The organism is Providencia xihuensis, assembly GCF_041953405.1.
GTDB classification, from domain to species: Bacteria; Pseudomonadota; Gammaproteobacteria; order Enterobacterales; family Enterobacteriaceae; genus Providencia; species Providencia vermicola.
This window is the reverse complement of sequence record NZ_CP169565.1, coordinates 580,023-599,494: the sequence shown is the minus strand read 5'-3', so window position 1 is coordinate 599,494 and position 19,472 is coordinate 580,023. Positions and strand designations below refer to the sequence as shown.

18 protein-coding genes are annotated in these 19,472 nt (G+C 43.0%); 5 read left to right on the top strand and 13 right to left on the bottom strand.

Features of this window, described 5'->3' with window-relative positions:
* Positions 1-55: 55 nt before the first annotated feature.
* The 3 genes from ilvN to ivbL all read right to left on the bottom strand — a co-directional run bounded on the left by ilvN (position 56) and on the right by ivbL (position 2,233).
* Positions 56-340, bottom strand: coding sequence for an acetolactate synthase small subunit (ilvN, locus tag ACE2AL_RS02570; RefSeq protein ID WP_047756595.1), 285 nt, complete (start codon positions 338-340; stop codon positions 56-58).
* A gap of 2 nt (positions 341-342) precedes the next feature.
* Positions 343-2,040: an acetolactate synthase large subunit gene (gene ilvB, locus ACE2AL_RS02565; protein ID WP_206086369.1), complete on the bottom strand. Its 1,698-nt coding sequence runs from the start codon at positions 2,038-2,040 to the stop codon at positions 343-345.
* Between the two features lie 103 nt (positions 2,041-2,143).
* On the bottom strand, positions 2,144-2,233 hold the full coding sequence (gene ivbL / locus ACE2AL_RS02560; RefSeq protein ID WP_206086368.1) for an ilvB operon leader peptide IvbL: 90 nt from the start codon (positions 2,231-2,233) through the stop codon (positions 2,144-2,146).
* A 338-nt stretch (positions 2,234-2,571) separates the two neighbouring features.
* Between ivbL and ACE2AL_RS02555 the strand changes: the two genes are divergently transcribed.
* Together ACE2AL_RS02555 and ACE2AL_RS02550 are read left to right on the top strand one after the other, a co-directional pair.
* Positions 2,572-3,741, top strand: coding sequence for an MFS transporter (locus ACE2AL_RS02555; RefSeq protein WP_375083947.1), 1,170 nt, complete (start codon positions 2,572-2,574; stop codon positions 3,739-3,741).
* Positions 3,742-3,995: 254 nt separating this feature from the next.
* Positions 3,996-4,403 (top strand): helix-turn-helix domain-containing protein, encoded by a 408-nt coding sequence (locus tag ACE2AL_RS02550; protein WP_206086323.1) that lies wholly within the window; start codon positions 3,996-3,998, stop codon positions 4,401-4,403.
* Positions 4,404-4,659: 256 nt separating this feature from the next.
* On the opposite strand, the gene ACE2AL_RS02545 is transcribed toward ACE2AL_RS02550, so the two are convergent.
* Positions 4,660-5,181, bottom strand: a complete 522-nt coding sequence (locus tag ACE2AL_RS02545; RefSeq protein ID WP_206086322.1) for a single-stranded DNA-binding protein — start codon at positions 5,179-5,181, stop codon at positions 4,660-4,662.
* Between the two features lie 449 nt (positions 5,182-5,630).
* On the opposite strand from ACE2AL_RS02545, the gene uvrA reads away from it, so the two are divergent.
* Positions 5,631-8,465, top strand: coding sequence for an excinuclease ABC subunit UvrA (gene uvrA, locus ACE2AL_RS02540; protein ID WP_272516346.1), 2,835 nt, complete (start codon positions 5,631-5,633; stop codon positions 8,463-8,465).
* A 40-nt stretch (positions 8,466-8,505) separates the two neighbouring features.
* Here the strand turns inward: uvrA and ACE2AL_RS02535 are convergent, their stop codons facing one another.
* From ACE2AL_RS02535 to dnaB, 4 genes are all read right to left on the bottom strand, one after another.
* Positions 8,506-9,240 carry a hypothetical protein gene (locus tag ACE2AL_RS02535; RefSeq protein ID WP_375083945.1) on the bottom strand — a complete coding sequence of 245 codons (735 nt, stop codon included), beginning with the start codon at positions 9,238-9,240 and terminating at the stop codon, positions 8,506-8,508.
* A gap of 71 nt (positions 9,241-9,311) precedes the next feature.
* Positions 9,312-10,508: an aromatic amino acid transaminase gene (locus ACE2AL_RS02530; protein WP_375083944.1), complete on the bottom strand. Its 1,197-nt coding sequence runs from the start codon at positions 10,506-10,508 to the stop codon at positions 9,312-9,314.
* Between the two features lie 100 nt (positions 10,509-10,608).
* Positions 10,609-11,691 (bottom strand): alanine racemase, encoded by a 1,083-nt coding sequence (alr, locus tag ACE2AL_RS02525; RefSeq protein WP_206086318.1) that lies wholly within the window; start codon positions 11,689-11,691, stop codon positions 10,609-10,611.
* A 696-nt stretch (positions 11,692-12,387) separates the two neighbouring features.
* Positions 12,388-13,800 carry a replicative DNA helicase gene (dnaB, locus tag ACE2AL_RS02520; protein ID WP_206086317.1) on the bottom strand — a complete coding sequence of 471 codons (1,413 nt, stop codon included), beginning with the start codon at positions 13,798-13,800 and terminating at the stop codon, positions 12,388-12,390.
* Between the two features lie 214 nt (positions 13,801-14,014).
* Between dnaB and ACE2AL_RS02515 the strand changes: the two genes are divergently transcribed.
* The gene (locus ACE2AL_RS02515; RefSeq protein ID WP_375083943.1) at positions 14,015-14,998 is read left to right on the top strand and encodes a quinone oxidoreductase; all 984 of its coding nucleotides are present in this window, start codon (positions 14,015-14,017) and stop codon (positions 14,996-14,998) included.
* A 58-nt stretch (positions 14,999-15,056) separates the two neighbouring features.
* Here ACE2AL_RS02515 and dusA read toward each other — a convergent pair whose 3' ends face one another.
* The 3 genes from dusA to ACE2AL_RS02500 form a co-directional block, all read right to left on the bottom strand.
* Positions 15,057-16,058 carry a tRNA dihydrouridine(20/20a) synthase DusA gene (gene dusA / locus ACE2AL_RS02510; protein WP_375083942.1) on the bottom strand — a complete coding sequence of 334 codons (1,002 nt, stop codon included), beginning with the start codon at positions 16,056-16,058 and terminating at the stop codon, positions 15,057-15,059.
* Between the two features lie 212 nt (positions 16,059-16,270).
* Positions 16,271-16,897, bottom strand: a complete 627-nt coding sequence (ycaC, locus tag ACE2AL_RS02505) for an isochorismate family cysteine hydrolase YcaC (protein ID WP_375083940.1) — start codon at positions 16,895-16,897, stop codon at positions 16,271-16,273.
* Between the two features lie 110 nt (positions 16,898-17,007).
* Positions 17,008-17,217 carry a YdgH/BhsA/McbA-like domain containing protein gene (locus ACE2AL_RS02500; RefSeq protein WP_272539575.1) on the bottom strand — a complete coding sequence of 70 codons (210 nt, stop codon included), beginning with the start codon at positions 17,215-17,217 and terminating at the stop codon, positions 17,008-17,010.
* 245 nt (positions 17,218-17,462) lie between these two features.
* Here ACE2AL_RS02500 and cbrC point away from each other — a divergent pair, with 245 nt between their 5' ends.
* Positions 17,463-18,050 carry a PF03691 family colicin E2 tolerance protein CbrC gene (cbrC, locus tag ACE2AL_RS02495; RefSeq protein WP_206086312.1) on the top strand — a complete coding sequence of 196 codons (588 nt, stop codon included), beginning with the start codon at positions 17,463-17,465 and terminating at the stop codon, positions 18,048-18,050.
* A gap of 49 nt (positions 18,051-18,099) precedes the next feature.
* Here cbrC and ACE2AL_RS02490 read toward each other — a convergent pair whose 3' ends face one another.
* Positions 18,100-18,894 carry an inositol monophosphatase family protein gene (locus ACE2AL_RS02490; RefSeq protein ID WP_375083938.1) on the bottom strand — a complete coding sequence of 265 codons (795 nt, stop codon included), beginning with the start codon at positions 18,892-18,894 and terminating at the stop codon, positions 18,100-18,102.
* Positions 18,895-18,996: 102 nt separating this feature from the next.
* Positions 18,997-19,470 (bottom strand): DUF6882 domain-containing protein, encoded by a 474-nt coding sequence (locus ACE2AL_RS02485; RefSeq protein WP_375083937.1) that lies wholly within the window; start codon positions 19,468-19,470, stop codon positions 18,997-18,999.
* Positions 19,471-19,472 lie beyond the last annotated feature (2 nt).

Genomic DNA, 19,472 nt, shown 5'->3' with positions numbered 1-19,472 from the left:
TAAAAAATATGCCCATACCAAAGTATGAGCTTATTTGAAAAACCAAGTTTAAGAATTACTGCAAATAATTTTGCATTGTTTCAAACAGCTGTAAATTATCGCTAAAACGTACTTCCCTAACATCTTCAAGTTTTTCGACTTGATTAATCATTTGCGATAAGCGTTCGTCTTTTTGGACTAATAACCAAATGCGGCTTTCGTCTTTATCTTTAATTGGCATACAAAGAATGCCATCTACGTTAAATGCTCTACGAGCAAATAGGCCACAAATATGAGACATAACGCCAGGGTGGTTACGCACAATTAACTCTAAAGCAATTGGGTGGTGTTCAAGTACCATAATTACGCTCCAATCATATCAATATTAGCGGCACCTGGCGGAACCATTGGATATACCTTCTGATTCACATCGATCAGGGCATGTATTAAACAAGGGCCTTTGGTATTCATAACCGCTTCCAGTGCCATTGCAGGGTCTGCCTCATTATTCAAATCACAGGTTTGTAAACCAAAGCCTGCCGCTATCTTAATAAAGTCAGTTTGGTACGGATAAGCTGCAGCAAATATACGGTTTTCAAAAAATAAATCTTGTTGCTGATGAACCATACCTAACGCTTGGTTATTCATTAAAACGATTTTGATATTTAATTGATGTTCAGCTGCTGTCGCTAATTCTTGAATATTCATCATCAGGCTACCATCACCAGAAAAACATACGATGGTTTTTTCAGGTTCAGCCAAAGCAGCACCAATCGCAGCAGGTAAACCAAAGCCCATCGTGCCTAAACCGCCTGAAGTTAACCATTGGCGAGGGCGAGACAACGGATAAACTTGTGCAGCCCACATTTGGTGCTGACCAACATCGGTTGTGACAATGGCCTCTTCACCCGCGGCACGAGCCGCAGCTAACACCAAACCATAGTGGTTTAATGGGTTATCTGCATCGCTTAAGTTTAATGGGTATTTTGCTTTTAACTCATCGACTCGTTTGATCCATTCATTTCGCGTATTTCGCTCAACCAATGGCAACAATAATTCCAAAATTTGCCCTGCATCAGCATGGATAGCAATGTCTGGACGCTTAATTTTACTGATTTCCGCTTTATCAATATCAACGTGAATAATTTTGGCATTAGGGCAAAATTTTTCAGCTTTTCCGATGGCTCTATCATCAAAGCGTGCTCCAATAACAATCAGTAAATCTGATTCTTCCATCACCATATTGGTACTTGCCGCGGCGTGCATACCTAACATTCCCAAATACAAAGGATGTCGCATAGGCACAGTACCCAATGCCATCAAGGTCATGGTTGTGGGCAAAGCAGCCTTTTCTGCAAATGCAATCGCCGTTTCTGTTGAAGCAGAGCTGATCACACCACCGCCAAAATACAGCACTGGACGTTTAGCTTCGTTGATCATTTGCGCCGCTTGGAGTACTTTTTCCATATCAAAATTTGGCGCTTTATCTTTCGGTAAAATGTCAGGTATCTCGGTTAACTCAATAGTCGCGGTTTGAACGTCTTTCGGTATATCAATCCAAACTGGCCCTGGACGGCCTGATTCAGCGATACGAAAAGCATCGCAAATCACCTGTGGCAAATCATTTATGCTGCGAACTAAATAGTTATGCTTGGTAACTGGAATAGAAATACCATAAGTATCAACTTCTTGGAATGCATCTGTCCCTATCATTGAAGAAGGCACCTGTGCCGTAATACAAACCAGTGGAATAGAATCTAGTTTTGCATCAGCAATTGCAGTCACTAAGTTGGTTGCGCCAGGGCCACTCGACGAAATACACACAGCGGCTTTGCCTGTTGTTCGAGCGATACCCTGAGCAATAAAACCCGCCCCTTGCTCATGACGAGCAAGAATATGGCGAATTTTTTTGCTTTTTCCTAATGCATCATAAAAAGGCAAAGCTGCCCCACCTGGAATGCCAGAAACAATGGTAATACCATGTTTTTCCAGTAAATGTACAATTAATTCTGCGCCCGTAAAACGCGTTTTCTGTGGTGATGTGTTGCCCGATTCGCTCATCATAATTATCCTTTGCTAGCCTGCGGATTTGAGCGAGAGAGAATAAAAAACCCCGCTCGGTTTGCGCCGGCGGGGTTTCTAAATCTGCGTTGATTTGTACCCGTTACGGCGCTAAGCCCACGACCACCACCACACGCACGACCACCGCAGCACGTGGCGCGGTTAGTAGTAGGTTTAAGTGATTAAAAGTCATGTTCACGGGGTTTTCCTGTTTTAGTCTGTTTGTTTAATTTTTTGTTGTTTTCTTAACTCCCTTTAAGAAAACATAATTTTGTTACTCTGACAATCATTTTTTCGTTTTTCAGTTCTCATCCCTCCTAAATGCGAGCCTCATCACATTCAACCATATCAGAGCCATCATCTTAATTTAAATCAAAATAAAGCAGAATTAACTATTAAAACATCCCCAACCTATCACTTGACTTAAAGTTAACTTGAAGTTGTAGCATAGAGCCAAAGAATATGACGATGTGAACAAAATTCATATTCAATAAATTGATTTTATTTGATTTTTATAAGAAAGAGGTCTCTATGCCAAGGTCTGTTTGGTGGTTAGCCACCACACTTGCATTATTTATAACAGGGAATGCCATTGTTCTTTCAGTTGCTGTTGTGATTGGCGAAAACTTAGCAACTGACCCAAAACATGCCACAATTCCCCTGTTAAGTCAGTATGTTGGTTTGATACTCGCAACAATCCCTATTGCCTTTTTGATGCAAAAATATTCAAGAAGAATTGGGTTTATTATCGGAAACATTGGCGGGCTAATTGGTGCTGGATTATCGATTTTTGGGGTTTTAGAAAGTAATTTAATCTATTTCTCCCTAGGTTTATTTTTCACTGGAATTGCGATTGGCACTGCACAACAATTTCGCTTCGCTGCTATCGAAGAAGCCCCTATTTCACTGCGCGCTAAAGCGATTGGTCTTGTGATGAGTGGTGGTATTGCCGCTGCCTTAATTGGCCCAACACTGGCTATTATGACCCAAGGATTTTTTGCAAAATATCCGTTTGCAGGCCCTTTTGCTACGTTAGCGGGTATTTATGTTATCGCATTTATTTTATTGCTCATTGTGCCATTGAAAAAAATGGTGAAAGTACCACTCGATGAAAATTTAATTAAACGAAGCTATAAGACATTGTATTCACAGCCAATACTGAAATTAATCGCGATTGTGAGTGCCATTGGTTATGCGATTGTCGTCTTTACTTTTGCCTCTATTCCACTCTCGATGAAGCAACATGATTTTCCATTTTCATCAATCGCAATCGTGTTTCAGTTTCACGTATTGGGTATGTTTGCTCCCTCATTTTTCACAGGGACATTAATTCAGCATTTAGGGGCAAAACGCATTATTTTATGTGGCATCATTTTATTGATTTTATCTGCTGTGATGAATTTACTAGGTAATGGTTTTTATCACTATTTGCTCTCTGGTATTTTTGTTGGGATAGCTTGGAATTTACTTTTAATCAGCACCACCAATTTACTGCCCCACAGCTATGAAGTTCATGAAAGAGCAAAAGTGCAAGGAACAACTGATTTTCTGATCTACTTTTTTGGCGGCATTGGCAGCCTCGGGGCTGGCATTCTCTTTTTCACCATTGGCTGGCAAGCGATGAATATACTATCCATTATAATTTCCATCGCTATTTTGCTCAGTTTTTGGAGACTTAAAAAATATATTCCAACACACTGATCCGTATGAACTGTCTCGATCCTGGTGATTGTAATGCTTATTGTAGGATCGAGGTTCAGTTATCACTCGTTTTACTCGATTCCTGATAAATATATTATCTTAAGGCAAACACTACTGGTTAGAGATTAATTAAAATTTGCTATTAATGTCATTTAACAAATTAACAGCCTGTATTCCTATTTGTTTAGTATTTATTTATTGGCTGTTTACTTAATGAAGGATATGATTAAAAAGTAACTCGTAGGAAAAACATTATGTATAAAGAAATCCCTGTTCCCTATAATGGGAAATACACAGAATTTCAATCTACAGTTGTTAATGAAATAATAGTTTGGATTGAAATGAACTTAACCAGTCGTCTATTACTGGATGATATTGCACTAAAATCTGGATATACAAAATGGCATTTACAAAGAGTGTTTCGTAAGGTTGTCGGGATACCTTTAGGTGAATATATTCGTCGAAGGCGGATTTGTGAAGCAGCAAAAGACCTCTGCACCACAGAACTACAAGTAATTGATATTGCATTAAAATACCAATTTGACTCCCAGCAATCATTTGCAAAGCGATTCCGCGCTTATTTAGGTACGTCGCCATCAGTCTACCGAATTTCCGGTGAAAGTCAGAATGACCCTTTACTACTGGAACCTAAAGTAGCCTGATACGCAATATGAAAATAAAATTTGTACTTACCCTTTTTATTCCACCTTCAATACAAAGCTCCAAGTAAGTTAATTACTGGAGCTTTTTTATTATTTATTTTTGATAAAAAAATTAATAATCCCTTAAGGTTTATAACCATTTTTTATTTTATTATCTTAATAAAAAATTTTTATTTGATAGTTATATTTAAAATATAAAAGAATAAAGGCTTCACGAGGAAGCCTTTTATATATTTATAGTTATTAAAATAACAAATTAAAACGGGATATCGTCATCGAAATCCATTGGTGGCTCATTATTTTGTGGTGCTGGCGCTTGTGAGCGTGCAGGTGCAGCACCGCCACCACTGAATTGTTGTGCAGCTTGTGGCTGTTGAGGTTGACCCCAACCACCTTGACCACCTTGGCCTTGTGATGGCGCATCACCGCCACGACCACCTAACATTTGCATAGAACCGCCAATATTCACAACCACTTCCGTCGTGTAGCGATCTTGACCGCTTTGGTCTTGCCATTTGCGCGTTTGCAAAGACCCTTCGATATAGACTTGTGAACCTTTTTTCAAGTATTCACCTGCAACTTCAGCTAATTTGCCGAAAATCACCACGCGATGCCATTCAGTTTTTTCACGCATCTCGCCAGTTTGCTTATCGCGCCAGCTTTCAGAAGTTGCCAGAGTCAGGTTTGCCACAGCTCCGCCGTTAGGCATATAACGGATTTCAGGATCTTGCCCTAGGTTACCGATAAGAATTACTTTATTTACGCCTCTGCTGGCCATTTATTGCTCCTGATGCATTGAATTTTAATCTCTGGATTAGCCTTGAAGTTTACCAATGACCGAACTGATTTGCACCAACAATTGAAATTGCATATTTAAACTTGCGAAACGCTTTCCAAAATTAAGTGAAATCCCAGAGCACTTTTTTCAGTATAGACACAAAATTATTCTCTCAGTAGCACGCCTTCCAACAAATTATTTTTCCCCTTGAATTTGTTTGTAATTTTGTATTTTTCACCTCAAAACATTCGATTCTGAATACAGCTAGTCGGTAAATGAATGCATCGTAGGGAGCTTACTACTACGCAACTAAGCGCAGCCAACAACACAGCGAATTTAAATCGGTACAGGCCAGAAAATATAACGAGTACTGTATATCCATTCAGGGAAAAATATGTGATAATGATCGCTTGCGATTGTTCAATATCAAATCATCCGGGAAGTGGTAAATGGATAATATCGAAGTCCGCGGCGCACGCACGCATAATCTGAAGAACATCAATCTCGTTATTCCTCGTGATAAACTGATTGTTATCACGGGTTTGTCAGGCTCTGGAAAATCCTCTTTAGCCTTTGATACCCTGTATGCAGAGGGCCAGCGCCGGTATGTTGAGTCACTTTCTGCCTACGCGCGCCAGTTCCTGTCCTTAATGGAAAAGCCTGATGTAGACCATATTGAAGGGCTCTCTCCTGCGATTTCGATTGAACAAAAGTCCACTTCACATAACCCACGTTCTACCGTGGGAACCATCACTGAAATTCATGACTATTTGCGGTTATTGTTTGCGCGGGTTGGTGAGCCTCGCTGCCCTGATCATGATATTCCATTAGCAGCGCAAACCGTCAGCCAGATGGTTGATAATGTTTTAGCGCAGCCAATGGATCGCCGTATGATGTTACTTGCTCCCGTCGTCAAAGATCGTAAAGGGGAACACGTTAAATTACTCGATAACTTAGCGAGCCAAGGTTATATCCGCGCACGCATTGACGGGGAAGTTTGCGATCTTTCTGATCCCCCTAAACTCGAATTACAGAAAAAGCACACCATTGAAGTCGTGGTTGATCGCTTTAAAATCCGCGATGACATCGCGCAACGTTTAGCTGAGTCATTTGAAACCGCGCTAGAGCTTTCTGGTGGTACCGCTGTTGTTGCCGATATGGACGATCCACAAGCAGAAGAGCTGGTCTTCTCTGCAAACTTTGCGTGTTCCGTTTGTGGCTATAGCATGGTGGAACTAGAACCGCGTCTGTTTTCCTTTAATAACCCAGCTGGGGCTTGCCCAAGCTGTGATGGTTTAGGCGTTCAGCAATTTTTTGACCCTGAACGCGTGTTACAAAACACAGAAATTTCTTTAGCAGGCGGCGCTATTCGCGGCTGGGATCGTCGTAACTTTTATTATTTCCAGATGCTAATGTCATTGGCTGAGCACTATAAGTTTGATGTTGAAGCCCCTTATGATTCACTCAGCCCTGCAGTGCAAAAAATCATTTTGTACGGTTCAGGCAAAGAAACCATTGAGTTTAAATATCGTAATGATCGCGGGGATATTACCGTTCGCCGCCATCCATTCGAAGGTGTTCTCAATAATATGGAGCGCCGTTATAAAGAAACCGAATCCACCGCCGTTCGTGAAGAACTCGCAAAATATATCAGTAACCGCCCTTGTGTTTCCTGTAATGGAACGCGTTTACGTAAAGAAGCACGCTTTGTATTTGTTGAAAACACCACGTTACCTGAAATCGCAGATTACAGTATTGGCCATGCGATGGAGTTTTTCCAAAACTTAAAACTCAGTGGCCAGCGCGCGCAAATTGCTGAAAAAGTACTGAAAGAAATTGGTGACCGCCTTAAATTCTTAGTTAACGTTGGCTTAAACTACTTAAGTTTGTCACGTTCCGCAGATACCTTATCAGGTGGTGAAGCACAGCGTATTCGCCTTGCTAGCCAAATTGGTGCAGGTTTAGTGGGTGTGATGTATGTGCTTGATGAACCGTCAATTGGCCTGCATCAACGGGATAACGATCGCCTGTTAGAAACCTTGATCCACCTGCGTGATTTAGGCAATACCGTGATCGTCGTAGAGCACGATGAAGATGCTATTCGCGCCGCTGATCATGTGATTGATATTGGCCCAGGTGCGGGGGTACATGGTGGTCAAATTGTCGCCCAAGGTACATTAGAAGATATTGTTGCGAATCCTGACTCCTTAACAGGTAAGTTCTTAAGCGGTGAACGACGAATTGAAATTCCGAAACAGCGAGTTCCTGTCAATAAAGACAAAATGCTCACTGTGTTTGGCGCAAAAGGTAACAACCTGAAAAATGTGACTTTAAAAGTGCCAGTCGGGTTATTTACCTGTATTACGGGCGTATCTGGCTCAGGTAAATCCACACTGATTAACGACACATTATTCCCAATTGCCCAGCGCCAACTCAATGGGGCAACCACCATTACCCCAGCACCTTATTTGGATGTTGAGGGCTTGGAACATTTCGATAAAGTCATTGATATTGACCAAAGCCCAATAGGGCGAACACCGCGCTCTAACCCTGCGACCTATACCGGTGTGTTTACTCCTGTTCGTGAGTTATTTGCAGGGGTGCCAGAGTCCCGTACCCGCGGTTATAACCCAGGCCGCTTTAGTTTTAACGTGAAAGGCGGGCGCTGTGAGGCCTGTCAGGGTGATGGCGTTATCAAGGTTGAGATGCACTTCTTGCCTGATGTCTACGTGCCATGTGACCAGTGTAAAGGTAAGCGCTATAACCGCGAAACCTTGGAAATCAAATACAAAGGTAAGAGCATTCATGAGGTTCTCGATATGACTATCGAAGAGTCCCGTGAGTTTTTTGATGCGGTTCCTGCCCTTGCTCGTAAGCTGCAAACCTTGATGGATGTAGGGTTATCCTATATTCGTCTTGGCCAATCAGCGACCACGTTATCAGGCGGTGAAGCCCAGCGTGTTAAGCTGGCTAAGGAACTCTCCAAACGCGGTACAGGGCAAACTATTTATATTTTGGATGAACCAACGACAGGCTTACACTTTGCTGATATTCAACAACTTTTAGTCGTTCTGCATCAGTTACGTGATCAAGGCAATACCATTGTCGTCATTGAACATAACCTTGATGTGATTAAAACAGCAGACTGGATTGTTGATTTAGGCCCTGAAGGGGGTAGCGGCGGCGGTGAAATTCTCATCGCGGGTACACCAGAAGAGGTGGCCGAATGTGAGAAGTCCCACACTTCAAGGTTCTTAAAGACGATTTTAGAACGCGGCTACTAATATTCTATGAATACCCTTGTGTTATTGGCAAGGGTATTCATTAGCCCAATTCGAAACGCAAATGGCTCTTTCTAAAGTCTCGAATTTTGTATTCTTGCTCAATGAGTTGAGCACCATCATAACCATCAATAATAGTTTGTTCGCAAATAGGTAATTGGCTATGAAAACCGTAATTTTTTACCCACATCACTAGGTTCAAATTAGGTTGTTTCCCTCCCCACCCTATAAACTCATACTCTTCTCGTCGGCAAAGAAAACAGACGCTTTCCCCCGCTTTTATCATCAATGGAACCGTTTTTCGTGGGAAGTGAGTGGTAATATCCCCTAGTTCCGACACGCTATGAACATCAAAATAGTATGGGGCTAATGACTGAATATTTTCAAACATCAGCGCGTCACAATCACCTGAATATTTTGCGACTTTAGTTTCACTCTTCGCTCTAACCCATTCATTTTCATGGAAGTATTCCCCTGTCAATTTCATGATTGCACGCGTTGATGGTGATTGCCAAATTTGTTGTTGCTCTTGACTCATTTGTGATGAAATCACAGGTTGATAGGCATTGAAGCCCCACTCTTGCAAACATTTATCCCGCTGAATGAATTCTTCGTGGACACGTTCAAAATAACGATATCGGCTAGCCTTTGAAGTTCCCATATAGAAAAACGCATCTTCAGGTAATTGAGCTCGGGTAGAACCTTTACCAAAAAAGGAAAATTTTCGGACAAAAAATTCAAGGAATAAAACAGGAGAAGATAGACTTAATTGTTTCATAAATATAACCGAGTAATAAAAAACGCAGGGATTAGCCTGCGTCTATTTACTTATCATTGAGTTAGCTTTAACTATTGGCTAACAGCAGCAAATGCCTCAACGATACGTTTTACATTGTGGCGGTTAACACCTGCCATACATACTCGGCCCGTACCCACTAAATACACCGCAAACTCGTCTTTTAGACGAGCCACTTGTTCTTTAGTGAAACCGGTATAACTGAACATCCCGCGCTGTTTCAATAAATGGTCGAAGTTTTTGGTTGGTAACGCTTTTTTCAGCTCATCCACCAACACGGTGCGCATGTCTAAAATACGTAAACGCATTTCTTCCACTTCTGCTAACCATTTTGCTTTTTCTGCGCTGTTGGTCAGTACCGCAGCCACAATTTTTGCCCCATTAGAGGGTGGGCTTGAATATAAACGGCGCACACCAGCTTTAAGCTGACCTAATACACGATCGCGCTCATCGGTGTTTTCACAAATCACCGATAATCCACCCGCACGTTCGCCATAGATACCAAAGATTTTAGAGAATGAGTTGCTGACAAATACGGTCAAACCCGCTTTAACCATCGCTCTAATCGCGTAAGCATCTTCGTTGATACCTTCAGCAAAACCTTGATAAGCGATATCTAAGAATGGGATCAGTTTGTGTTCAATCGCCACTTTCGTGACTTCATCCCACTGCGCCGGTGTTAAGTCAGAACCCGTTGGATTATGGCAACATGGGTGCATTAAAATGATGCTATTTGCTGGCAATTTCTTAAAGGTTGCAAGCATTTCATCGAATTTAACGCCTTTGGTTTTTTCATCAAAGTATGGGTAATAATGAACTTTTGTGCCCGCACCGGAGAAAATAGAGGCATGATTTTCCCATGTTGGGTCACTGCACCAAACTTCTGAATTAGGATAGTATTGATGTAGAAAATCAGCACCGATTTTTAATGCACCAGAGCCACCAATGGTTTGCACTGTTGCAATACGCTCTTGTGCAATCAGCGGGCAATCTTCACCAAATACCAATTTTTGCAGTTCAAGACGGTAATCTTTTAAGCCTTCCATTGGTAAATACAAGGAAGCACTTGCAGGTAACTTGTTTAGTGACGCTTTAGCGGTACCCACCGTTGCCAGTTCAGGCGTTTTACCTTCACCATCGTAGTAAAGACCTATACTCAGATTAATTTTGTTATCACGAGTGTCTTTATTAAATTCATCCATTAACGACAGAATTGGGTCGCCCGGATAAGCATCAACATGTTCAAACACAGGACATCTCCTAATCATTATTTGGCACTGATAATGTCAGCGCGCATTGCGTTATTCAGCGTGGTTATTACGTTGTTACTTGAAAATAACCCTTTGTTGACTATTCGTCTACATATTCCATCGCAACTCGTGAGGTCAATTTAGTGAGCAACTCATAGTTGATAATACCCGTTTGTGCGGCAATTTCTTCAACTGGCAGTCCATTCCCCCACAAAACCACGTCATCACCAACTTTATCGGTGGCATTTAACCCCAAATCCACGACAGTCATATCCATCGAAATTCGACCAATAATCGGCACTTTTCGCCCATTAATTAATACTGGCGTCCCAGACGGCACGTTACGCGGGTAGCCATCGCCATAACCAATGGCAACAACCCCAAGGCGAGTATCTTGATCACTGCACCACGTTTCACCGTAGCCAACACATTGGCCTGCTGAATGTTCTCTCACAGCAATTAAGGTGGATTTTAAAGTCATGACTGGCTGCAAGCCGAAATCTGCCGCGCTTTTTCCTTCTTGGGGAGAAGCGCCATACATCATAATTCCTGGACGAACCCAGTCATAGTGAGCTTCAGGCCATAATAGGATACCTGCGGATGCCGCGATAGATTTTTCGCCTTCTTTGCCTGCAATAAACTGTTTGAAGCAATCGATTTGACGTTGAGTTGTTGGCAAGTGCGGCGCATCAGCTTGACAGAAATGGCTGACAATATTAATAGGCAGTTCAACATGTTGGCAACGTTGCAAGCGTTGATAAAAAGCCTCAGCGTCTTTTGGTAATACACCAAGGCGATGCATCCCTGTATCTAATTTCATCCAAACTTTGAGGGAATGTGGTAACTTAGCCGCTTCAAGCATTTCAAGCTGTTCGATGCAGTGAATAACGGTGTCAATTTTGTGCTCTGCCATCAATACTAAGTCAGACTGCTCAAAAAAACCTTCCAGTAAGACGACGGGCTTTGTAACGCCATGTTGGCGCAGTAGCAATGCCTCATTCAACCTTGCCACGCCAAAGCCATCCACCAGCGCTTCCACTGCACTTCCCACTCCAACTAACCCATGGCCATAAGCGTTTGCTTTAACAACTGCAATCAGTTGGCTATTGGGTGCAATCTCTTTCACCCGTTGCAAGTTGTGTCGCAGAGCGCGGCGGTTTATTAATGCGGTTGCCGCTTTCATGATCCCCTCGTTTGCTTCTCTCTAATTTGTCTAAAAATTAAGCTGCACATTGGCAGCTTAGTCTATTCTCTATTTGTTATACGCTAAAAAATATCAATTTCCATCCGATATTATTTTTATGAATCATTTAATTTTAATATTCTAATTCCAATACTCTAAATAGTTTGGGTTGTCGCTAGGCGGCAAGCGAAGATATCGCGGGGAGCATACACGAGTATGTGACTCGCGTAGCTGAGTGCAGCCAACACCGCGATAGCTCAAAATATGACGAGTATTTCCATTAGATATTATTTTATGAACCATTCAATTTTAATACTCTAGTTCAAACACTCGAATTACAACGTCCTAATTCCAATACTCTAAATAGTTTGGGTTGTCGCTAGGCGGCAAGCGAAGATATCGCGGGGAGCATACACGAGTATGTGACTCGCGTAGCTGAGTGCAGCCAACACTGCGATAGCTCAAAATATGACGAGTATTTCCATTAGATATTATTTTATGAACCATTCAATTTTAATACTCTAGTTCAAACACTCGAATTACAACGTCCTAATTCCAATACTCTAAATAGTTTGGGTTGTCGCTAGGCGGCAAGCGAAGATATCGCGGGGAGCATACACGAGTATGTGACTCGCGTAGCTGAGTGCAGCCAACACCGCGACAGCGCAAAGTATGACGAGTATTTATGACGAGTATTTAGTCTTCGTCGTTATACGCAGGCCCCGCATAGTTATCAAAGCGCGACCACTGCCCATTAAACGTCAACCGCACCGTACCAATTGGCCCGTTACGCTGCTTACCTAAAATAATCTCCGCAACCCCTTTAAGCTCGCTGTTATCGTGGTAAACCTCGTCGCGGTAGATGAACATGATTAAGTCCGCATCCTGCTCAATAGACCCCGACTCACGTAAGTCGGAGTTAACGGGGCGTTTATCCGCACGTTGCTCAAGGCTACGGTTCAACTGTGATAATGCCACCACAGGCACATTAAGCTCTTTCGCTAAGGCTTTTAGCGAGCGAGAAATCTCGGCAATTTCAAGAGTACGGTTATCAGAAAGCGAAGGAACACGCATTAACTGAAGGTAGTCAATCATGATCAGGCTTAAACCACCATGTTCACGGTAAATACGCCTCGCACGGGAGCGTACTTCTGTAGGTGTCAAGCCAGATGAGTCATCAATGTACATGTTGCGCTTTTCCATCAAAATCCCCATCGTGCTGGAAATACGCGCCCAATCCTCATCGTCCAATTGGCCGGTACGAATACGCGTTTGGTCAACGCGAGAAAGTGACGCAAGCATACGCATCATGATCTGGTTACCTGGCATCTCCAAGCTGAAAATAAGCACTGGCTTTTCTTCTGTCATCGCCGCATTTTCACACAAGTTCATCGCAAAGGTAGTTTTACCCATCGATGGACGCGCTGCCACGATAATTAAATCTGAACCTTGTAACCCTGCAGTTTTCTTATCAAGGTCTTGATAACCTGTAGAAACCCCCGTTACCCCATCATGAGGTTGCTGGTAAAGCTGCTCAATTTTTTCGACGGTTTCGGACAAAATAGCTTCAATGCCTTTTGGCCCTTCATCTTTGTTCGCTCGGGATTCTGCGATTTGGAAAACTTTGCTTTCCGCTAAATCCAACAAATCTTCACTGCTACGCCCTTGTGGGTCGTAACCCGCATCTGCAATTTCATTGGCAACAGAAATCATGTCACGCACAACAGCACGTTCGCGAACGATGTCTGCATAAGCATTAATGTTCGCCGCACTTGGCGTATTTTTGGATAATTCAGCTAAGTAGGCAAAGCCCCCTACGCTATCAAGCTCACCTTCTTGCTCTAAGGATTCGGACAGGGTAATTAAGTCGATAGGCTTGCCCCGCTCTAGCAATAATTGCATCTGCGAGAAAATCGTGCGGTGAGGGCGGCTAAAAAAATCAGCGTGCGTGACCCGTTCAGAGACAGTATCCCAACGTTCGTTATCCAACATCAAACCGCCTAAAACAGATTGCTCCGCCTCAAGAGAGTGCGGTGGAAGTTTCAAACCTTCCATTTGGTGATCCCGAGGGGCATCTGTTTTAAAATTCGATGAGGGTTTTTTAGCCATACATTTGCATCCAAGTCTATAATTAACGAACAGCTTCTAGTATACGCCAATCTGATTTTTGTTGTGGCTTTCTTTACGCCCTCAGGCAAGAGAATTGCCTGCTAACGTTTTCAACAAAAAGCACAAACCAATAATTCTTCTGATTGAAACATGGCGTTATAGTAAAACGATTGATATTGTAAACAAAACTAAATGGTTCTTATTGGAGATTGTCATGGCAAAACGTATCGAGTTCGCGCAACATGGCGGCGCTGACGTTCTAAACTTTGTAGATTATTCCCCAACCGCACCTGCTGATAACGAAATTCAAATCGAAAACCGCGCAATCGGCATTAATTTTATCGACACCTACGTTCGCAGTGGCCTTTACCCTGTCGCTAAACTGCCAAGTGGTCTCGGAACTGAAGCCGCTGGTATCGTCGTTAAAACAGGTGCCCACGTCACAGGTTTCAAACCTGGAGACCGCGTGGTGTACGCCCAAGGCCCGCTGGGTGCCTACAGCGAAGTGCACAATGTACCTGAACACGCTGTTGCTCATTTACCTGATGGCATTACCTTTGAACAAGCCGCAGCGAGTTCACTCAAAGGAATGACGGTATATTATTTATTCCATCAAACATATCAACTTAAGCGTGATGAAGTATTTTTATTCCATGCTGCCGCAGGTGGCGTAGGCCTAATTGCCTGCCAATGGGCAAAAGCACTGGGTGCCAAAATGATTGGTACCGTGGGCTCTGCGGATAAAGCACTGCGTGCAAAAGACGCGGGTGCATGGGAGGTGATTAACTACCAAACCGAAGATATCGCTGCACGCGTTAAAGCGATCACTCAGGGTGAAAAAGTCAGTGTGGCTTATGACTCTGTGGGGCAATCCACATGGCTTGCTTCTTTAGATTCACTGAAACGCCGCGGATTGATGGTGAGTTTTGGTAATGCATCAGGCCCTGTCACGGGTGTAAATTTGGGCATTCTCAACCAAAAAGGCGGTTTATACGTCACTCGTCCATCTTTGGGGGTGTATGTGACTAACCGTGCAGAGTTAGACCAAGCCAGTCACGCGTTGTTTGATATGATTTTAAGTGGCAATGTGAATGTGGATGTGCCGCAATCACAAATTTTTGCCCTGAAAGATGCACAAAAAGCCCACTCAACGATTGAATCAAGAAAAACCCAAGGGTCGAGTTTATTAATTCCGTAATAAGCCACCCAACATGCAAAAAGCGCCACTTGGCGCTTTTTTGGTGTTTACTCGCCAGTTATTCACCGCGAGTCACAAATTCCAGTGCTTGCTCGACAACCGCTAAGTCCGCCCCTTTCTTGTGGGCATTTTCACTTAAATGACGGCGCCACTGGCGTGCCCCGGGGATCCCTTGGAAAATCCCTAACATATGGCGAGTCATATGGCCCAAATAAGCGCCCTTCGACAACTCTTTTTCGATGTAAGGGTACATGGCTCTCACCGCATCAACACCATTTGTCACGGAAAAATGTTCACCAAACAGTTGGTTATCTACCGCCGTTAAAATTGATGGGTTCTGGTATGCTTCACGCCCCACCATAACACCATCTAAATGTTGCAGATGCTGTTTAGCTTCTTCCAACGTTTTGATGCCCCCATTAATTGCCATGGTCAAATGCGGAAAATCACGCTTTAACTGGTATACTCGCAGGTAATCTAAAGGTGGAATTTCACGGTTTTCTTTCGGGCTCAACCCTGACAACCATGCCTTACGTGCATGAATAATAAACATTTCGCAACCGCCTTTATCAGAGACGGTTTCAATAAAGTCACACAAAAATTCGTAGCTGTCCTGTTCATCGATCCCAATACGGGTTTTCACGGTTACCGGGATTGAAACCACGTCTTGCATGGCTTTCACACAATCCGCAACCAGTTGTGCATCCCCCATCAAACAAGCGCCAAAACGCCCATTTTGCACACGGTCAGATGGGCAACCCACATTTAAGTTTATTTCATCATAACCGCGCTCTTGTGCAAGCTTAGCACATTGCGCCAAAGCAGCAGGGTCACTTCCCCCAAGCTGTAATGCAACCGGATGTTCTTCTTCGCTAAATGCCAAATAATCCCCTTTCCCATAAATAATCGCCCCAGTGGTGACCATTTCGGTGTATAGCAAGGTATTTTTGCTCAGTAAACGATGAAAATAGCGGCAATGGCGATCGGTCCAATCGAGCATCGGCGCAACGGAAAATCGGTTTAAATTGGTATAGCCTTGTTTTGAGGTATTTTGATGCATGGTGATCTTGTGTGTTTAAATCAAATGGATAGCCCCAAAAAGCAAGGAGCCAAGCAAAAACAGTGGCTATTATAACATAGAGAGAACTAAGTGCGATGATGACGAAAATAAGCTGCTGGGGTCAGTTAATTTAACAAAATAACCCCCGATATGAGCAATGCCATATCGAGGGTTTATAAACCAATTATGTCATTTTAATACTTAGTCACGCACTATTTTTTCCCTGAAAGCAATGCATAGCTGGTCATCAGATTACGATAATCTGGGATATGGTTTGAGAATAGCGTTCCTAAACCTTCCACGTCATTACGCCAGTCACGGTGTAACTCACATGCTGCACCAAACCAACTCATCAGCTGAGCACCTGCTTTGGACATTCTATCCCACGCGGCGTCACGTGTAATGGGGTTAAATGTACCTGAGGCATCAGTGATAACAAAAACTTCATAGCCTTCTTCCAGTGCAGATAGTGCAGGAAATGCCACGCACACTTCTGTCACAACACCCGCAATAATTAGCTGTTTTTTACCTGTGGCTTTGACAGCTTTTACGAACTCTTCGTTATCCCACGCGTTAATTTGGCCAGGGCGGGCAATAAAAGGGGCATTAGGAAAGGTTTCTTTTAATTCAGGGACTAACGGGCCATTAGGGCCATCTTCAAAAGATGTCGTCAAAATAGTTGGTAAGTTAAAATACTTTGCCAGATCGGCAAGTGCTAACACGCTATTCTTGAATTTATCTGGATCTTGGTCACGAACTAACGATAACAAACCCGTTTGATGATCAACAAGTAATACAGCTGCATTATCTTTATCTAGGCGGTTATATTTAAAACTCATCTCAACGACTCCTCAATTATCAGATAAAAAGTGGCATTGAATCTACTTACAGCCTCATAAACACCACTTTTCATCAAAAATATTTCAATAAGAGAAACTCACACAATTCGTTATTTAGTTTCTGCGCTCATTGTGACAAAGTTACCCATACGAGCACTGGTAATTGTGTAGCTGTCTGCACCCGCTGCTTTGGCTTTAGCGGCAATCATCGCTTCGGTTGAAGCCAGTGTATCGCCTGTTGCAGTGATTGTTGCTGCTGATGCACCAAATGCGACCATAGATAATACTGAAGCTGCCATCAAAGTTTTTAACATGTTCATAATCTAATTCCTTCACTGTGTATACGATGAGACAACCCTTGTTGTCTGCGATGAAGGTATCATAGCGGTAATGACATTTAGGTTAAATCTAATAATATCGTTCGAATCATTCAAATTAATTGAATATTTTGATTTGTCTGAAACCCGCCTATGCAATAAAACCGAGAAACATAATCAAACGGCATTGTGATATTCTTTCCCACTCGTTGGCTTACTTCCGGTGCAACCTTTATTAGGAACTGTATATGGCGCTCAATAACCGAACACTCCCTAAGTTTAAATACCATCCAAACCCAATTGAAACAGAAGCATTTCTGACAGATAAAACAGTAAACTGTGATTGCTGTCAGCAACCTACTGATATTTATTATGAAAGCCCTTTTTATTCTATTGATGATATTGAAGCACTTTGCCCATGGTGTATTGCTGATGGCTCTGCGAGTGCAAAATTTGATGGGGAATTTCAAGACGCTGCCAGTGTTGAAGGTATTGATTGTGAATATGATGAGAACGGCGAGTTTTTACAAACCATAAACCCCTATCCGACTGAAAAGTTTGACGAGCTGATTAAACGAACACCGGGGTATCGTGGATGGCAGCAAGAAATTTGGCTCGCACACTGCCAAGAACCCTGTGAATTTATAGGCTATGTTTGTTGGGATGACATCAAAGATAGGCTGGATGAATTTGTTTCCCTTGAAAATGATATCGCTGATTATGGTTTTTCAATCTCAGAACTGGAAAATATTCTCCACCAAGATAGCGATGCCCAAGGTTACTTATTCCGTTGTTTACATTGCAAAAAGCTGCGTTTGCATTTTGATTTTAGCTAATTCATCACGATTAAACCGCGTGAGGATGCTTATCTTCACGCGCTCATCTTCAACTATTCATCAATTCAATAATGTGTTCGGCCAATTCCGGTGTGGCTGTTGATAGCAAGCTCCCCGCGAACATGGCTTGCTGCCGTTTGCCATCTAGCGCACACACCTCGCCGCCAGCTTCTCGGATACACGGAATCAGTGCCGCGCTATCCCATGGTTTCATGATGGTATCAATGGCTGCGTGAATACGCCCACTGGCCACCATGGCATGTTGATAAGCATCATTAGCAAAAATAAAGTCCCTAGCTTGGCTGACGACGGCATCAAGATGATAAATATGAGCCCCTTCACGTGGGTTATAATTACTACTGTGAATACCAGATGCGCTTACCACTGCCTCTGATAATAATTTAGGCGATTGACTACCCAATTTCAGTTGCCTTGGCGCCTGCCCTGCGGTTTGCGTCCAGCAGCCTTCCCCTTGCGAAGCCCAGTAGAGAGTAGATATTGCAGGAAAGCTGATCACACTGAGTAATGGTTCCCCATTTTCCACGTAAGCAATTAAGGTACTAAATAATGGCACTCCATAGATAAAGGCACGGGTGCCATCGATCGGGTCAATCACCCAACCCGAGCTAAATTTTTGCTCACCAGCACAGCCAAACTCCTCACCTAAAACAGCAATATTCGGGGTGCGCTGAGCAAAAAGTGCTCTGATGGTTTCTTCAACGCGGATATCCGTTTCCGTGACCACAGAACGATCGGGTTTATAATCAAATTTGCCCGAACCTTGAAACGCCTCTACTGTCATGCTTTTGACTAAGTTAGCGGCTTCGAGTGCAATATCTAACATGCGCTGGCTCCTGGTTGAAAAAACCGAGTATAACGGATAGGTTATGGAGAAAAAGGGGCTAAAGTGCCTTATCAACCAACGGATAACGCACTGAGTTTGCCATTAAACTTGTTGTAGGGACACTTTACCAAATGTCATGAAGATCAGCGTATGCCCCGCAATGCCACGGTATACCCCTTGCTGGTTGTTAAGCTCACAGGCCAGCGCGGTTAATTGCCATGCGTCATATTCTTCGATTTGACTGACCCGCGCTGTTAATAGTGCGTTGTCTTTGCGTTCACCATAGGCTTTCACCGCAATCGCATCTTGTGTTAATGCGCTGTCAATAGAACTGTTTGCCCAGCCCCACATCCAACTCCCTTGGCTTTGGTCATAGGTACCAACAATTTGTACCGGTGCGGTTGCCACTATATTGTCTGGCGCATGAAAAATAATGGTGCCTTCGTCTTGATTGACTGACCAGTCTGCCTCATCTAACTTCCACGTATCGCAATGGAATTGGTTTTTAGCTTGTAAGGCATTCATACTGCGTTCAATTAATGCCTCATAAGGCATTTGTTCCAAGTTATTACTCATTT

What these genes read in the sequence shown, in the direction of transcription:
- ilvN (WP_047756595.1), bottom strand. Translation starts at nt 340, where the DNA reads ATGGTACTTGAACACCACCCAATTGCTTTAGAGTTAATTGTGCGTAAC.
- ilvB (WP_206086369.1), bottom strand. Translation starts at nt 2,040, where the DNA reads ATGAGCGAATCGGGCAACACATCACCACAGAAAACGCGTTTTACGGGC.
- ivbL (WP_206086368.1), bottom strand. Translation starts at nt 2,233, where the DNA reads ATGACTTTTAATCACTTAAACCTACTACTAACCGCGCCACGTGCTGCG.
- ACE2AL_RS02555 (WP_375083947.1), top strand. Translation starts at nt 2,572, where the DNA reads ATGCCAAGGTCTGTTTGGTGGTTAGCCACCACACTTGCATTATTTATA.
- ACE2AL_RS02550 (WP_206086323.1), top strand. Translation starts at nt 3,996, where the DNA reads ATGTATAAAGAAATCCCTGTTCCCTATAATGGGAAATACACAGAATTT.
- ACE2AL_RS02545 (WP_206086322.1), bottom strand. Translation starts at nt 5,181, where the DNA reads ATGGCCAGCAGAGGCGTAAATAAAGTAATTCTTATCGGTAACCTAGGG.
- uvrA (WP_272516346.1), top strand. Translation starts at nt 5,631, where the DNA reads ATGGATAATATCGAAGTCCGCGGCGCACGCACGCATAATCTGAAGAAC.
- ACE2AL_RS02535 (WP_375083945.1), bottom strand. Translation starts at nt 9,240, where the DNA reads ATGAAACAATTAAGTCTATCTTCTCCTGTTTTATTCCTTGAATTTTTT.
- alr (WP_206086318.1), bottom strand. Translation starts at nt 11,691, where the DNA reads ATGAAAGCGGCAACCGCATTAATAAACCGCCGCGCTCTGCGACACAAC.
- dnaB (WP_206086317.1), bottom strand. Translation starts at nt 13,800, where the DNA reads ATGGCTAAAAAACCCTCATCGAATTTTAAAACAGATGCCCCTCGGGAT.
- ACE2AL_RS02515 (WP_375083943.1), top strand. Translation starts at nt 14,015, where the DNA reads ATGGCAAAACGTATCGAGTTCGCGCAACATGGCGGCGCTGACGTTCTA.
- dusA (WP_375083942.1), bottom strand. Translation starts at nt 16,058, where the DNA reads ATGCATCAAAATACCTCAAAACAAGGCTATACCAATTTAAACCGATTT.
- ycaC (WP_375083940.1), bottom strand. Translation starts at nt 16,897, where the DNA reads ATGAGTTTTAAATATAACCGCCTAGATAAAGATAATGCAGCTGTATTA.
- ACE2AL_RS02500 (WP_272539575.1), bottom strand. Translation starts at nt 17,217, where the DNA reads ATGAACATGTTAAAAACTTTGATGGCAGCTTCAGTATTATCTATGGTC.
- cbrC (WP_206086312.1), top strand. Translation starts at nt 17,463, where the DNA reads ATGGCGCTCAATAACCGAACACTCCCTAAGTTTAAATACCATCCAAAC.
- ACE2AL_RS02490 (WP_375083938.1), bottom strand. Translation starts at nt 18,894, where the DNA reads ATGTTAGATATTGCACTCGAAGCCGCTAACTTAGTCAAAAGCATGACA.
- ACE2AL_RS02485 (WP_375083937.1), bottom strand. Translation starts at nt 19,470, where the DNA reads ATGAGTAATAACTTGGAACAAATGCCTTATGAGGCATTAATTGAACGC.